The organism is Leifsonia sp. Root112D2, from assembly GCF_001424905.1.
Lineage (GTDB): Bacteria > Actinomycetota > Actinomycetes > Actinomycetales > Microbacteriaceae > Root112D2.
This window is the reverse complement of record NZ_LMCU01000001.1, coordinates 2,820,879-2,835,939: the sequence shown is the minus strand read 5'-3', so window position 1 is coordinate 2,835,939 and position 15,061 is coordinate 2,820,879. Positions and strand designations below refer to the sequence as shown.

Below are 15,061 nucleotides of genomic sequence, written 5' to 3'. Positions count from 1 at the left end.
CAAGTATAGCGAAGAGCCTTAGCTGCCGACGTGCTTTTGGTACCGCACGATGCTCGCGAACTCCGTGAGGTCCAGGCTGGCGCCACCGACGAGCGCTCCATCGACGTTCGGCTCACGCATGAATCCGGCGATGTTCGCCGCCTTCACCGAGCCGCCGTAGAGGATGCGCGTCTTCGCGGCGACATCCTCGCCCAGCACCTCGACGAGCACCGCACGCAACTGAGCGGCGACCTGCTCGGCCTGGTCGGGGGTCGCCGCCTGGCCAGAGCCGATGGCCCAGACCGGCTCGTACGCCACAACGATGTCCGCGGCGCTCGTGACGCCATCGAGGGCGGCACGCAACTGGGAGACGGGCACGGCACTGGGTCCGTGGGTCTCCAGGTCTTCAGCAGTTTCGCCGACGCAGATGACCGGCGTGAGGTTGTGCTTCAGCGCTGCCTGCACTTTGGCCGACACCTGCTCGTTGCTCTCCGCGTGCAGCGTGCGGCGCTCGGAGTGACCGATGATCACGTAGCGACACTCGAGCTGGGCGAGAAATGCACCGGAGATCTCACCGGTGTACGCGCCAGAATCGTGCTCGGAGACATCCTGTGCGCCGAAGGCGAGAGGCAGCTTGTCTGCAGCCACGAGCGTCTGCACGCTGCGCAGATCGGTGAACGGGGGAAATACCGCGACCTCGACACCCGTGAAGTCATGGCCTGCGTCTTTGAGACTCCACGCCAGCTTCTGCACGAACGCTATCGCCTGGAGGTGATCCAGGTTCATCTTCCAGTTGCCCGCGATGAGTGGGGTGCGACGCACGGTTGAAGCTGGCGTCGATGAAGCTACTGCTGCCATCCGAGAACCTCCAGTGACGGCAGGCGCTTGCCCTCGAGGAACTCGAGACTTGCACCGCCGCCGGTCGAAATGTGACCGAATTGGTCATCGTTGAAACCGAGCGCGCGTACCGCGGCGGCTGAGTCCCCGCCGCCGACCACGCCGAGGCCGTCGACCTCGGTCAGTGCCTGGGCGACCGTGCGTGTACCTTCGGCGAACGGGGTGAGTTCGAACACACCCATGGGGCCGTTCCAGAACACCGTGTGCGAGGAACGGATCACCTCGGCGAAGCGGGCAGCCGTATCGGGGCCGATGTCGAGGCCGAGACCGGATGCCCCCCACGGGCTGTCCTCGATGGCATCTGCCGCGCACACCTGGTGCTCGGCATCCGCACCGAAGGCGGATGCGACGACCACATCGGTGGGCAGCACGATCTCGACGCCGAGTTGCTTCGCTTTCGCGAGATAACCGGTCACGGTATCGATCTGGTCCTTCTCCAGCAGGCTCGCGCCGACCTTGTGGCCCTGTGCTGCCAGGAAGGTGAACAGCATGCCGCCACCGATGAGCAGGGTGTTGACGCGGGGCAACAGGTGGCCTATAACGCCGAGCTTGTCGGAGACCTTCGATCCGCCGAGAACCACCGTATACGGCGACTCGGGGTTCTCGGTGAGTCTGTCGAGCACCTCAAGTTCTGCCGCGATGAGCAGACCTGCCGCGCTGGGCAGCGTCTTGGCGAGCTCGTAGACGCTCGCCTGCTTGCGGTGAACCACACCAAAGCCGTCGGAGACGAGGGCGTCGCCGAATGCCGCGAGCTTGTCGGCGAACGACTGGCGCTCCGCCTCGTCTTTGCTCGTCTCCCCCGGGTTGAACCGGAGGTTCTCGAGCAGGGCGACATCTCCGTCGTGCAGGCCGGCAACGGCATCCGCCGCAGCGGAGCCGACGGTGTCGCTGGCGAAGGTGACAGGCTTGCCCAGCAGCTCGGAGAGTCGCTGGGCGACGGGCGCGAGACTGTACTTGGCATCGGGTGCACCATCGGGTCGCCCGAGGTGGGAGACGATGACGACACGGGCGCCCTGGTTGATGAGAGCGTTGAGGGTCGGCAGCGACGCCCGCACGCGGCCATCGTCCGTGATCTGGCCGTCCTTGAGGGGGACGTTCAGATCACAACGGACGATGACCCGCTTGCCGGCGAGCGAACCCAGTGATTCGAGGGTGCGAAGCGTCACTCGAGTTCCCTTGTGCTTAGAGGCGGTCGGCGACGTACTCGGTGATGTCGACGAGACGGTTGGAGTAGCCCCACTCGTTGTCGTACCACGAAGCAACCTTGACCTGTGAACCGATGACCTTGGTGAGGCCCGAGTCGAAGATCGAGGAGTGCGGGTCGGAGACGATGTCGCTCGAGACGATCGGGTCTTCGGTGTAGCTGAGGATGCCCTTGAGCGCGCCCTCGGAGGCTGCCTTGTATGCCGCGTTGATCTCCTCGACGGTGGCCGGGTTCGTCAGCTCAACGGTGAGGTCGGTGATGGAACCGGTGGGTACCGGAACGCGCAGGGCGTAGCCGTCGAGCTTGCCGACGAGCTCCGGGATGACCAGGCCGAGGGCCTTGGCGGCGCCGGTCGAGGTCGGGATAATGTTGATGGCGGCACCACGGGCGCGGCGCAGGTCGCTGTGCGGGCCGTCCTGCAGGTTCTGGTCGGCCGTGTACGCGTGCACCGTGGTCATGAGGCCACGCTCGATGCCGAAGTTGTCGAGCAGCACCTTGGCGAGCGGCGCGAGGCAGTTCGTCGTGCAGGACGCGTTCGAGATGATGTCATGCGTGGCCGGGTCGTAGGTGCCTTCGTTGACGCCGAGAACGAGTGTCGCGACGTCGCTTCCGGTCGCGGGAGCGGACACGATGACCTTCTTGGCGCCCGCGGTGATGTGCTTGCGTGCATCGTCCGACTTGGTGAAGCGACCGGTCGACTCGATGACGATGTCGACACCGAGCTCGCCCCAGGGGAGGTTGGCGGGATCGCGCTCCTCGAGCACCTTGATTGCCTTGCCGTTGACGACGATGTTGTCTCCGTCGAGCTCGACGGTGGCGTCGAGGCGGCCGGTGATGGAGTCGTACTTGAGCAGGTGTGCGAGCGACTTGTTGTCGGTGAGGTCGTTCACGGCGACGATCTCAAGCTCGCTGCCCTTGGCCAGCGCTGCGCGGAAGTAGTTGCGGCCGATGCGGCCGAACCCGTTGATACCGATCTTTACAGACACGTAAAACTCCTGATACTGGGGCGCCGAACGGCGCATTTACGGGGTTGGGGGGTGGAGGGGGCTGAGCGGTGCCCCGGCGGTTGCACTGCCGGGGCACCGAATCCCGCTATGACAGTAGCAGCAGCCCGGAGGTCTTTTCGCGGGCGGCCTCGAAGCGCTTCTGCACATCGGCCCAGTTGGCGATGTTCCAGAATGCCTTGACGTAGTCGGCCTTCACGTTGCGGTAGTCGAGGTAGAAGGCGTGCTCCCACATGTCGATCAGCAGCAGTGGAACGGTGGCGGCGGCGAGGTTGCCCTGGTGGTCGTAGAGCTGCTCGATGATGAGCTTGCCGCCCAGCGAGTCCCAGGCGAGGATCGACCAGCCGGAACCCTGGATACCCAGCGCGGAGGCCGTGAAGTGCGCGCGGAATTTGTCGAAGGAGCCGAAGGAATCATCGATTGCCGCCGCGAGCTCGCCCGTGGGCTTGTCGCCGCCATCCGGAGACAGGTTGTTCCAGAACACCGAGTGGTTGACGTGGCCGGCCAGGTTGAACGCCAGGTCTTTCTGCAACTTGTTGACGTTGGAAAGGTCGTCACCGTCTCGCGCCTCGGCCAGCTTCACCAGCGCGGTGTTCGCGCCGTCGACATACGCCTTGTGGTGCTTGTCGTGGTGCAGTTCCATGATCGTCCCACTGATGCTCGGCTCGAGTGCCGAGTAGTCATAGGGAAGTTCAGCGAGCGTGTAATCAGCCATTGCTTTTCTCCTCGTCATGCGTCGTGTGCGATGTCTTCACACACGGATTTCATACGACTCTTCGAGTCTACTCAGGACAGGCGATGCGCCAGCCGGATGTTTCCCTACACGTCATCCAGGTCGGGCGGAAGGTTCGCATCCGTACCTTCGATGCCCAGTTCCACGGCTTTCTTGTCGGCCATGGCCAGCAGGCGACGGATGCGACCTGCCACGGCATCCTTCGTCATCGGCGGGTCGGCGTGGTGTCCCAGCTCATCGAGGCTGGAATCACGGAAGTTCAGGCGCAGCTCGCCCGCGTACCGCAGGTGATCCGGGAGATTCCCGTCAAGAATCTCCAAGGCACGCTCGACGCGCGCACACGCGGCCACCGCGGCCTGTGCGCTTCGCCGCAGGTTGGCGTCGTCGAAGTTGACCAGGCGGTTCGCGGTGGCGCGCACCTCACGACGCTGGCGCAGCTGCTCCCAGCTCTCGACGGTCTCGCTCGCGCCCATATGGCGCAGCATCGCGCCTATCGCGTCGCCGTCGCGAATGACCACGCGGTGCACGCCGCGCACCTCGCGCGCCTTTGCCGCGATGCCGAGACGTCCGGCAGCGCCCACGAGGGCCATCGCCGATTCGTTGCCGGGGCAGGTGACCTCCAGGGCTGCGGAGCGGCCGGGATCGGTCAGCGAGCCATGAGCAAGGAAGGCCCCACGCCAAACGGCGGCGAGCTCCTCACGCGAACCCGTGGTGAGTCGGTTGGGCAGGCCGCGAATCGGCCGACGCCGGGCATCGAGCAGGCCCGTCTGGCGGGCGAGTGTTTCGCCGCCGTCGACGACGCGCACGAGATACAGGTTGGTGCGCCGCAGACCCGAGGCTGAGATGACGGAAACCTCGCTGCGCACGCCGTAGAGTTCGGCGAGATCTTTGCGCACCCGTTTGGCCAGCTCGGGAGTATCCAATTCGCTCTCGACCGCGATACGGCTCGAGATGAGGTGCAGGCCCCCGGAGAAGCGCAGGATGGTGGCGAGCTCCGCGGCGCGGACGGTGGTCTTGCTGACCTCGACTCGAGCCAGCTCATCCTTGACGTCCGCGGTGAGTGCCAATCGTTGTCCTGCCTGTTCTGTTGATTCGAGGATCCCGAAGTGAAGGATATGCGACCCGGAGCGAGCGTGAGAACTGTTCGCGCTATTCGCGGCCGAGGTCGCGGTGCTTGACGCTGACGGCGACGCCGGGGAGCGGCGCGAGCCGTCTGACGAGCTCTTCGGCTATCGCGACGGAGCGATGTTTTCCGCCTGTGCAGCCTATCGCGAACATGGCGTGCCGCTTGTTCTCTCGCTGGTAGCCGGCGAGCACGGGCTTCAGCGCCGCGGTATAGGCGTCGATGAACTCGGAGGCTCCGTTCTGGCCGAGAACGTAGTCGCTGACTATCGCATCCTGCCCGGTGTGCGCGCGCAGTTCGGGAACCCAGAACGGGTTCGGCAAAAAGCGGGCGTCGGCGACCATGTCCGCATCCTGCGGCAGCCCGTATTTGAAGCCGAAGCTCATGATGGTGAGCTGCGCGCCCGCCGTGTTCTCGGCGGCAAAGGTGGCGGTGATGCTCGTGGCCAGCTGGTGGATATTCAGGTCGGAGGTGTCGACGACAAGATCGCTGGATTCGCGGATCTCGCTCAGCCGCACGCGTTCGGCCGCAATGCCGTCGAGGATCGTGCCGTTGCCCTGCAGCGGATGCGGTCGGCGCACCGCCTCGAAGCGGCGCACGAGCGTCTCGTCCGTCGCATCCATGAACAGGATGCGCACATGCGTGCCGTCGCGCAGATTCTGGATGATCTCCTGCAGATCGGAGAAGAAGTCGCCCCCGCGCACATCCACGACCGCGGCGATGCGCGGCAGCCGGGATCCCGCGCGCCTGGCCAGATCGACGAGCGGCCGCAGCATCTGCGGCGGCAGATTGTCGACGACATACCAGTCGAGGTCTTCCAGCGCGTTGGCGACCGTGGACCGGCCGGCTCCGGACATGCCGGTGACGATGAGCACTTCTTGCTGCTGTTCGAGTTCGGTCGACATGGTGCAGGCCTTCACTCCCGGGTCATCTGTGTCTCAAGCCTACCCGCTGAGGTGCTCATGGATAGAGGATGCAAGGGAAGCGCCGATTCCATTCACCTCGGTGATCTGCTCGAGCGTTGCCGTGCGCAGCCGGGCGACGGAACCGAAGTGCCGCAGCAGTTCGCGCACCCGGGCAGGGCCGAGGCCGGGAACTTCGCCGAGGACGGTCGAGATGTCGCGCTTGCGTCTCGCGCGCTGGTAGGTGATGGCGAAGCGGTGCGCCTCGTCACGGATGCGCTGGATCATGAACAGCGCGTCGCTGTTGCGGGGCAGGATCACGGGGTAATCCGAGTCGGGCAGCCAGATCTCCTCCAGCCGTTTGGCGATGCCGGCGAGCTGGATGCCGGTGACCCCGGACTCCTCGAGCGCGCGAGCGGCGGCGGCGACCTGTGGCTGGCCCCCATCGACGATGAGAAGCTGTGGCGGCGAGGAGAATTTCTTGCTGCGGTTGCGCTCCGCGAGATCGGGGTCGACGATGAGTTCGCTCTTGATCTCGCTTTCCATCTCGCTCTCGACTTCGAGTTCTTCAGCAACCGGCGGCAACTCTTTGAGGTATGCCAGCCGGCGCGTGATCACCTGGTAGATCGACTCGGTGTCGTCCGTCGAATTCGGGATGCTGAAGCGGCGGTACTGGTCTTTGCGCGCCAGGCCGTCTTCGAACACGACCATGGAGGCCACGATGTTCGTGCCGCTCAGGTGCGAGACGTCGTAGCACTCCATGCGCAGCGGAGCATCCGCCATGCCGAGCGCATCCTGAATGTCGGTGAGCGCCTGCGACCGGGCCACAAAATCGGAACTACGCCGGGTCTTGTAGAGCACGAGCGCGTTTTTCGCGTTCATCGCCACGGTCTGGGCGAGGGCGGCCTTGTCGCCACGCTGCGGGGTGCGCAGAGCGACGCGGCCCGTCAGGGTCTCGTCGGTCTCATGGCGACGTTCGGTGAGCCACACCTCGAGCTCTCGGGCATCGTCGGGCAGCATCGGCACCAGTATTTCGCGGGGCGGCACGGTGTCTTCGTATGCATTCTGCAACACCGTCTCGACGAGATCACCGATCGAGAGATCGAGTTCCTTGTCGACCACCCAGCTGCGCACACCCCGGATGCGCCCGCCGCGCACGATGAACTGCTGCACGGCGGCCGCGAGCTCGTCGTCGGCGATGCCGAAGACATCCGCATCGACGCGGTCGGAGAGCACGACGGCACTCTTGGACATTGCCGCCTCGAGCGCCTGGATGGCGTCACGGTGCCTCGCCGCGGCCTCGTAGTTTTGCTCGTGCGCTGCCTGCGTCATCTGTGCGGTGAGGGCACGAATGTGGCTCGAGTCGTTGCCGCCCATGAAGGAGACGAAATCGTTCGCTATCTCGCGATGTTCATTTTTACTCACTCGACCGACGCATGGCGCGGCGCATTTGCCGATGTCGCCGAGCAGGCACGGGCGCCCGGTGAGTTCGGCGCGACGGTAGACGCCGCTCGAGCAACTACGCATGGGGAAGGCCTTGAGCATGAGGTCGACGGTCTCGCGAATCGCCCACACCTTCGTGTACGGGCCGAAGTAGCGGGCCCCCTTGAGGTTGCGGTTGCGCGTCACGAGCACCCGCGGCACGTCCTCGCCGAGGGTTACCGCCAGATACGGGTAGCTCTTGTCGTCGCGGAATTGCACGTTGAACGGCGGGTTGAACTCCTTGATCCAGGTGAACTCGAGCTGCAGCGCCTCGAATTCCGTGGCAACGACCGTCCACTCCACGGATGCCGCCGTGGTCACCATGCGCCGGGTGCGCTCGTGCAGGCTGCGCAACGGCTGGAAGTAGTTGCTCAGGCGTGACCGCAGGTTCTTGGCCTTGCCGACGTACAGCACCCGACCGCCGGAGTCCCGAAACCGGTATACGCCCGGCTGGGTCGGGATCTCCCCCGCCTTCGGGCGGTAGCTGACCGTATCGGCCATCAGGCGCTCTTTCGCTCCGGTTCCTCGGCGTCGAGAATCTCTTTGGGCAGAATCTCTTTAAGGAACTGGCCGGTGAAGCTCTTCTTGACCGTGGCGAGGTGCTCAGGCGTGCCTGTGGCGATGATCTTTCCGCCGCCTGCGCCGCCCTCGGGCCCGAGGTCGATGACCCAGTCTGCCGACTTGATCACGTCGAGATTATGCTCGATCACCACGACGGTGTTGCCCTTGTCGAGCAGACCGTTCAGCACCATCAACAGCTTGCGCACGTCTTCGAAGTGCAGGCCGGTGGTCGGCTCGTCGAGCACGTAGACGCTGCGGCCGTTTGAGCGGCGCTGCAGCTCGGTGGCGAGCTTGACCCGCTGGGCCTCGCCGCCCGAGAGCGTCGTGGCACTCTGCCCGAGCCGCACATAGCCAAGACCGACCTCGACGAGGGTTTGCAGGTAGCGATGGATGGCCGTGATCGGCTCGAAGAACTCGGCGGCCTCAGCGATGGGCATGTCGAGCACCTCGGCAATGTTTTTGCCCTTGTAGTGCACCGTGAGCGTGTCGCGGTTGTAGCGGGCTCCCCCGCACACCTCGCACGCCACATACACATCGGGTAGGAAGTTCATCTCGATCTTGATGGTGCCGTCGCCCGAGCAGGCCTCGCAGCGACCGCCCTTGACGTTGAAGCTGAAGCGCCCGGGCAGGTAACCGCGCGTCTTGGCCTCCTGCGTTTCGGAGAACAGGGTGCGGATGCGGTCGAAGACCCCCGTATACGTTGCGGGGTTCGAGCGCGGCGTGCGCCCGATGGGTGCCTGGTCGACGTGGATGACCTTGTCGAGATTCTCGAGACCGGTGACCCTGGTGTGCTTGCCCGGCAGTTTGCGCGCGCCGTTCAGCCGGTTGGCGAGCACCCGGTACAGCACATCGTTGACCAGTGACGACTTGCCTGATCCGCTAACCCCTGTGACGGCGATGAATGTTCCGAGCGGAAACTCGACGGTGACCTTTTTGAGATTGTTCGCCTCGGCACCCACGACGGTGATCTGCCGTTGCGGGTCGATGGGGCGACGGGTCTTCGGCGTCTCGATGGCCTTGCGGCCGGCCAGGTAGTCGCCCGTGAGTGACCGCGTGTTCGTGATCAGATCGGCGTATGAGCCCGAGTGCACGACCGTGCCGCCGTTGACGCCGGCTCCTGGCCCGATGTCGACGATCCAGTCGGCCGTTCGAATCGTGTCTTCGTCGTGCTCCACCACGATGAGCGTGTTGCCGAGATCGCGCAGCGCCACCAGGGTCTCGATCAGGCGCCGGTTGTCACGCTGGTGCAGGCCGATCGACGGTTCGTCGAGCACGTACAGCACGCCCGTGAGGCCGGAGCCGATCTGTGTGGCCAGTCGGATGCGTTGCGCCTCGCCGCCCGAGAGCGTCGCCGCCGCGCGCGCCAGGTTGAGGTAGTTGAGGCCGACCTTGATGAGAAAGTCCAGACGCACCTTGATCTCGCGCAGCACCTGCGCGGCGATGCGTTGCTCGCGGTCGGTGAGCGTGAGAGTCTCCATGAACGCGCGCGCGTCTGTGAGACTCAGCTCCGCGGCATCCGCAATGCTCGAATTGTGCACGAGAACGGCCAGCACCTCGGGCTTGAGGCGCTTGCCGCCGCATACCTGGCAGGGCACCTCGCGCAGGTATTCCGACCAGCGCTGGCGCTGATTGTCGGTCTCGGCGTCGGCGTACTGGCGCTCGATGTACGGCACGACGCCCTCGAAACCGGAGGTGTAGCTCATGACGCGGCCGTAGCGGTTCTTCCACTTGACCTTGACCTCGAAATTATCGCCGCGCAGCACGGCGGCCCGTACATCCGGCTTGAGGTCCTGCCACGGCGTCTCGAGCGAAAAGTCAAGGTCGCGGGAGAGCCCGTCGAGCAGCTTCTCGTAGTACTGGAACAGGCCCTTGCCTTGGGTGGTCCACGGCAGGATCACACCCTCGGCGATGCTCAACTCCGGGTCGCCCAGCAGCAGGTCTTCGTCGACCGACATGCGCGTGCCGAGGCCGGAGCACTCCGGACAGGCACCGAACGGAGCGTTGAAGGAGAACGTGCGCGGCTCGATTTCGGTGAGCTGGATGGGATGGTTGTTGGGACAGGAGAGCTTCTCGCTGAAGGTCTGCCAGGCATCCGGCCCGTCGGCGTCGACGAAGTTGATCTGCACGAGGCCGTCGGTGAGAGACAGTGCGGTCTCGAGCGAGTCGGTGAGCCTGGAGAGCAGTTCGGGGCCGGCAACGAGACGGTCGATGACCACGGAGATGTCGTGCTTGTACTGCTTCTTGAGTGTGGGCGGATCGGAGAGCTGCACCGATTCGCCGTCGACGAGGGCGCGGGAGTAGCCGCTCGCGGCCAGTTCGGCGAAGAGATCGACGAACTCGCCCTTCTTTTGCGAGACCACCGGGCTGAGAATCTGGTAGCGGATGCCCTCCCCCAGCTCCATGAGCTGGTCGGCGATCTGCTGCACGGTCTGGCGCTGGATCGGCTCACCGCAGACGGGACAGTGCGGAACGCCGATGCGCGCCCACAGCAGCCGCATGTAGTCGTAGATCTCGGTGATGGTGCCCACCGTGGAGCGCGGGTTGCGGTTAGTGGACTTCTGGTCGATGGAGACCGCGGGGCTCAGGCCCTCGATGAAATCGACGTCGGGGCGGTCGACCTGGCCGAGGAATTGCCGGGCGTATGCCGACAGCGACTCGACGTAGCGGCGCTGGCCCTCCGCGAAGATCGTGTCGAAGGCGAGCGAGGATTTGCCCGACCCCGAAAGCCCGGTGAATACCACCAGTGAATCCCGCGGAATCTCGAGATCGACATTGTGCAAATTGTGCACACGGGCCCCGCGCACACTGAGTTTGGCCTCTGACTCTACCTTCGAAACTGACACCCACCGAGTCTATGCAGCACCCCCGACACTCGCGTGCACTGTTCGCTAGCGGCGCTCGTCTCGCCGCTCGTGCCTGAGCAGCGGTGTGATCAGCACGAAGGCCAGCGCGAGCAGGGCCAGGGCGGCGATAACGCCGATCAGCGGCACCGCCGATGCACCGCTCGATCCCGGCAGGAGCACCGCGACGAGAACGGCGAGCAACTGGGTTGTCGCCTGGATGACGGCGAAGTGCAGCAGCGGCCTGGCGAGGGAACGCAGCTGCAGCCTGGCTCGTGCGGGCACCGCGAGCATCCGCGCCGCGAACACATGAGTCAGGTGGCCCAGGGCGAGCAGCGCAAAGAATGCCGCGGAGTGGGTGTTCGGCGGCGCCCAGAGCATGCTCAGCCCGGTCATCGCCAGGAAGAACCACGGCGCGAGTGTGCGCGGGCGCAGCGCGCCGACGAGAGCCACGAGCAGCGCCAGGTAGAGCCAACTGCCCAAGGGAAACTGCAACAAGGCGGCTATGGCGGCGGTCACCGCATACGCGATGCGCAGCACGTAACCGGGCACCCACGCGCCGAGTTGCGGCAGCGCACGCGCAGCGCTGACCGAGGCGGATGCTTGATGCTGATCGCTCATCGTCGGCTCCTGACCCGGCTGAGCGCGCGAAACTGTGCCTCGCGCGATGAGGACCCAGACGCCGATGCGGAATCCTCGTGCCAGCTCAGCACCTCGACGCCTATCGCCTTCAGGGCCCTGATGCGGTCGTGTCGATCCATCATCACGATGCGCAGGGCTATGGCCTCCTCGTGTCGTAGCCCGTCAAGCCGCGGCGTGGGCAGCACGTCGATGCCGATGACGCGGTGGCCTCCCCCACGCCAGAGTTCGGCCATGCGGCCGGCTTCGTCGTCGAGGAAGGTCGAGAACACGTAGATGAGCGAACCGGGCGTCACGAGCGGCGGCCGCTGTCGATAGCTTGGTGCGCCGGAGGGCTGGGTCAACTCGATGGCGCGCAGCACCCGGTGCAGGTGCCGGGTGCCCGCACCGGCCGCGATGAGGCGACTTTGCGTGGCCAGATCCTGAAAGCCGACCCTGTCACCGGCCTTGATGTAGCCTGCCGCGACGGAACTCGCTGCCTCACGGGCGACATCCATGGAGCCGAGCCCCTTGCCCGCGGAGGTGCTGCGCGACCAGTCGGCCACGTTCTCGCCGACGTCGTCGCGGCTGTCGACGACCAGCAGCACCGTGGCATCCGCGGTGGCGTGAGAGCGCCGCACGTACAGCTCGCCGGGCAGCTGTGCCCGCCGGGCCGTGGCCTTCCAGTCGATGCGTCGCAGCCGGTCCCCCGGGGTGAAGGGATGGATGTCGTGGAACTCGCCCCCGTCGCCGGGCCGCGACGAGTCGTGTGTTCCGGTGAGACCGAGAAGCCGGCTCGGCAGCGGCAGGCTGGCGATGGCGGCGAAGGGCGGCGTGACGACACGGCGCACCAGGAACGGTTCGGCGGGCGCGCTGACGAAGGCCGCTTCGGTTGCCAGAAGGCGGTATTCGATGTGCAGAATCTGCTGCGGCCCGGAGTGCAACACTGGTACGCGGCCCTCGAGGTGCCTGGCACGCGCGCGGGAGAGCACGAGGTCGCTGGTGCGGGCGCCGAGTGTGCCGAGACGGAGCTGCACCGATTCCACGTCGGGCGGCAGATCGAATGCTATCGAGTAGTGCAAATACGCGGATGCCTGCTGCGGTGATGCCTGCTGCGCGGATGCCTGCGGGGCTGTCACCGTGGCGGTCACCCGCGCCGGCGCGCCGGCACGGGGCCGACGGTCCCACGCCCAGGCGGCCGACACGGCGATAGGCAGGGCGAAGAGCACCAGCGCCACCTGCGAGGAAAGCAGCCCGAGTCCGGCCAGGAGCACCGAGACGATGGCCGCGGCCGGAGGCGCAGCCGACAGCACCCAGCGTGGAACGGTTTCGGCGGCGCTTGAACCGGATGCGGTTGCCTCGCTCACGGCATCCGCGATCCGACGACGGGTGGCCCGGCTACCTCGCCGACAACCTCCTCGACGATGCGGGAGGGCTGCACGCCGCCGGCCCAGGCCTGCGTTGTCAGCGACAGCCGGTGTGCGAGCACGGGCACTGCCACCAGCTTGATATCCTCGGGGGTCACGAAGTCGCGTCCGGCCATGACCGCGCGGGCGCGTGCCATGAGCAGCAGCCCCTGGGAACCGCGGGGCGAGGCGCCCACCTGCACGGAGCGGTGCGCGCGGGTTGCCGTGGCGAGATCGACACAGTAGTTCGCGATGTCGGGGTCGACGGTCACGGTCTCCACGCCCGCCTGCATCGCGCGCAGGGTGTTGGCGTCGACGACGCCGCGAACGCTGGCGACCTCTCGTTGCCGGGCGACGCGATTGAGCAGCACGGTGCTTTCCCCGGCGCGATCGGGATAGCCGACGGCGAGACGTACCATGAAGCGGTCCAGCTGGGCCTCCGGCAGTGCGTACGTTCCCTCGTATTCGATCGGGTTCGACGTGGCGATGACGTGAAATGGCACGGGCAGCGAGAACCCTGTGCCCTCGACCGTCACCTGGCCCTCTGCCATGGCTTCCAGCAGCGCCGATTGGGTCTTGGGTGAGGTGCGGTTGATCTCGTCCGCGAGGAACAGTCCCGTGAAGATGGGGCCGGGGCGAAAGACGAATTCGGCGGTTGCCGGAGCGTAGACGAATGAGCCGGTGATGTCGGCGGGCAGCAGGTCCGGCGTGCACTGCAGCCGACGAAAGTCGAGGCCGATGGCGGTGGCAATGCTGCGGGCCGCCAGGGTCTTACCCAGGCCCGGCACATCCTCGAACAGTACGTGTCCGCCGGCGAGAACGGCGGCCAGGGCGAGTTCGAGCGGCTCGCGCATGCCCACGACGACGGTGCCGACCTCGGCGAGAATGTCGCGCGAGAGTCGGGAGATTTCTTCAATGGCCATCGGCTTCACGGTGTGCACGGTGTCATCGGTCATTGCTGCTTCTCCTGTGGATCGGTACGAGGAATGCGGGAGTGAATCGTTCGAGGATGCCGCGCACGGCGAGACGGGTTTCGGCGCGTCGGTCGGTGTTCGCATCGGCGGCCGTAGCGACATCGAGCTGATCGAGTCGATCGAGGCAGTCGACCACCGCCACGAGACCGGGACCGCGGCCGGATCCGGGGTGCAGAACCCGGTATGCGCTGCGGCCGAGAAGGGCCTCGATAGCGTTGCGGTCGTGCGGGTCGTCGACGTCGAGGCCGACGCCGGAGAGTCGCCGCGCGGCCACATCGTGCACACGTCGAAGGCCTGCGCTGGGAACGACGCCGCGTCGCATGCGCAGTGACCAGGAGAGGCGCGTCACATCGCGTCGAATCCCGTCGCCGTCGCCGGGGGCCGCGCTGTCCCACGGCGGCAGCTCGACATCCGGTACGGCGATCACCGTGATGCCTATCGCCAGGAGCGCCAGCGCCACAGTGATCGCGTGCACCGTGTCCATGCCGATGTACCAGCAGATGCCAGAGATAATGACGGCGGCCAGGGCGACGAGAATGACGCGCTGACGGTTTCGGCGTGCACCAAGCCATGCGAAGACCATGCGGATGCTCACGAAGGGCCGCCTGCGTCGCGGTTCACGTGCACGGGCGCCCATGACGTGGCGAGCGTCTCATAGGCCTGGCGTGCCTGCATGACGTCCGCCTGCGTCGCCGGGTGGTCGCCGAAGCGCACGCGAAGATAGAGACCGAGCAGCGCGGCCACCGGCGCCTCGTCGGCCGGTTTCTGGGCGACGATGCGCGAGGTGAATTCCGTGGGCGTCTCGGCGGCTCGTCGCTGGATGCCGGATTCTTCTGCCGCCTCCTGCAGGCCGAGCCAGGCCTTGACTATCGCGTCGTGGGGTTCGCGTTCGTCGTTCAGGATGCGCAAGGCGTGGGCGAAGCCGCGGCGCATCGTCGGCGCGTCCGGAATCGTGCTCCCCTCGTCCTGAGGCTCGAGGTCAGCCGTGGCGCTGACCTCCGCATCGAGCAGGGCGGGCTGCTGTCGAGGTGGTCGGCGTGCCCACCAGCGCAGGAAGGCGATGACCACGAGGAACGCGATGATCGCGGCGATGATCCACAACACGGGGGTCAGGTCGAGTGTGAACGGCGTGTGAGCCGGTGGCGGAGACCCGGGTGAGCTCGATGCCGAAGGAAGGTTCGGCATGGTCGGCTTGATCCCGGCCGGAGGCAGCGCGGCGGTTGGATCCCAGCGCAGCCCCGTGAACTCAGGTGCCCCCTGCAGCGCGGCCCCGACGATGAGAACGAGCCCGAGCACCGCACACACGATGGTGGTGCGGTGCCGCCTCAGCATCGCAGG

Annotated in this window: 13 protein-coding genes; all 13 read right to left on the bottom strand. The window is 66.1% G+C overall.

Features of this window, described 5'->3' with window-relative positions:
- Positions 1 to 18: 18 nt before the first annotated feature.
- The 13 genes from tpiA to ASC63_RS13175 all read right to left on the bottom strand — a co-directional run bounded on the left by tpiA (position 19) and on the right by ASC63_RS13175 (position 15,055).
- On the bottom strand, positions 19 to 837 hold the full coding sequence (gene tpiA, locus ASC63_RS13235; protein WP_055814202.1) for a triose-phosphate isomerase: 819 nt from the start codon (positions 835 to 837) through the stop codon (positions 19 to 21).
- Positions 825 to 2,042, bottom strand: a complete 1,218-nt coding sequence (locus ASC63_RS13230) for a phosphoglycerate kinase (protein WP_055814197.1) — start codon at positions 2,040 to 2,042, stop codon at positions 825 to 827. Before ASC63_RS13230 ends, tpiA begins: the two co-directional genes overlap by 13 nt.
- Before the next feature lie 16 nt (positions 2,043 to 2,058).
- Positions 2,059 to 3,066, bottom strand: coding sequence for a type I glyceraldehyde-3-phosphate dehydrogenase (gene gap, locus ASC63_RS13225; protein WP_055815544.1), 1,008 nt, complete (start codon positions 3,064 to 3,066; stop codon positions 2,059 to 2,061).
- A 106-nt stretch (positions 3,067 to 3,172) separates the two neighbouring features.
- Entirely contained in the window at positions 3,173 to 3,799 is a 627-nt protein-coding gene (locus tag ASC63_RS13220) for a superoxide dismutase (RefSeq protein WP_055814193.1), read from the bottom strand.
- A gap of 104 nt (positions 3,800 to 3,903) precedes the next feature.
- Positions 3,904 to 4,884: a DNA-binding protein WhiA gene (gene whiA, locus ASC63_RS13215; protein WP_055814191.1), complete on the bottom strand. Its 981-nt coding sequence runs from the start codon at positions 4,882 to 4,884 to the stop codon at positions 3,904 to 3,906.
- Positions 4,885 to 4,966: 82 nt separating this feature from the next.
- The gene (gene rapZ / locus ASC63_RS13210) at positions 4,967 to 5,845 is read right to left on the bottom strand and encodes an RNase adapter RapZ (RefSeq protein WP_055814188.1); all 879 of its coding nucleotides are present in this window, start codon (positions 5,843 to 5,845) and stop codon (positions 4,967 to 4,969) included.
- Positions 5,846 to 5,884: 39 nt separating this feature from the next.
- Positions 5,885 to 7,825 (bottom strand): excinuclease ABC subunit UvrC, encoded by a 1,941-nt coding sequence (gene uvrC, locus ASC63_RS13205; protein ID WP_055814185.1) that lies wholly within the window; start codon positions 7,823 to 7,825, stop codon positions 5,885 to 5,887.
- On the bottom strand, positions 7,825 to 10,728 hold the full coding sequence (gene uvrA / locus ASC63_RS13200) for an excinuclease ABC subunit UvrA (RefSeq protein ID WP_055814182.1): 2,904 nt from the start codon (positions 10,726 to 10,728) through the stop codon (positions 7,825 to 7,827). The genes uvrC and uvrA overlap by 1 nt, the downstream gene beginning before the upstream one ends.
- A 45-nt stretch (positions 10,729 to 10,773) precedes the next feature.
- The gene (locus tag ASC63_RS13195) at positions 10,774 to 11,346 is read right to left on the bottom strand and encodes a hypothetical protein (protein WP_055814179.1); all 573 of its coding nucleotides are present in this window, start codon (positions 11,344 to 11,346) and stop codon (positions 10,774 to 10,776) included.
- The gene (locus ASC63_RS13190; protein ID WP_055814175.1) at positions 11,343 to 12,710 is read right to left on the bottom strand and encodes a DUF58 domain-containing protein; all 1,368 of its coding nucleotides are present in this window, start codon (positions 12,708 to 12,710) and stop codon (positions 11,343 to 11,345) included. Before ASC63_RS13190 ends, ASC63_RS13195 begins: the two co-directional genes overlap by 4 nt.
- On the bottom strand, positions 12,707 to 13,672 hold the full coding sequence (locus tag ASC63_RS13185; protein ID WP_442915069.1) for an AAA family ATPase: 966 nt from the start codon (positions 13,670 to 13,672) through the stop codon (positions 12,707 to 12,709). Before ASC63_RS13185 ends, ASC63_RS13190 begins: the two co-directional genes overlap by 4 nt.
- A 22-nt stretch (positions 13,673 to 13,694) precedes the next feature.
- Complete coding sequence (locus tag ASC63_RS13180) at positions 13,695 to 14,318, bottom strand: hypothetical protein (RefSeq protein WP_157487676.1); 624 nt, start codon at positions 14,316 to 14,318, stop codon at positions 13,695 to 13,697.
- Positions 14,315 to 15,055, bottom strand: a complete 741-nt coding sequence (locus ASC63_RS13175) for a DUF4129 domain-containing protein (RefSeq protein WP_055814166.1) — start codon at positions 15,053 to 15,055, stop codon at positions 14,315 to 14,317. The genes ASC63_RS13180 and ASC63_RS13175 overlap by 4 nt, the downstream gene beginning before the upstream one ends.
- Between the last annotated feature and the right edge of the window lie 6 nt (positions 15,056 to 15,061).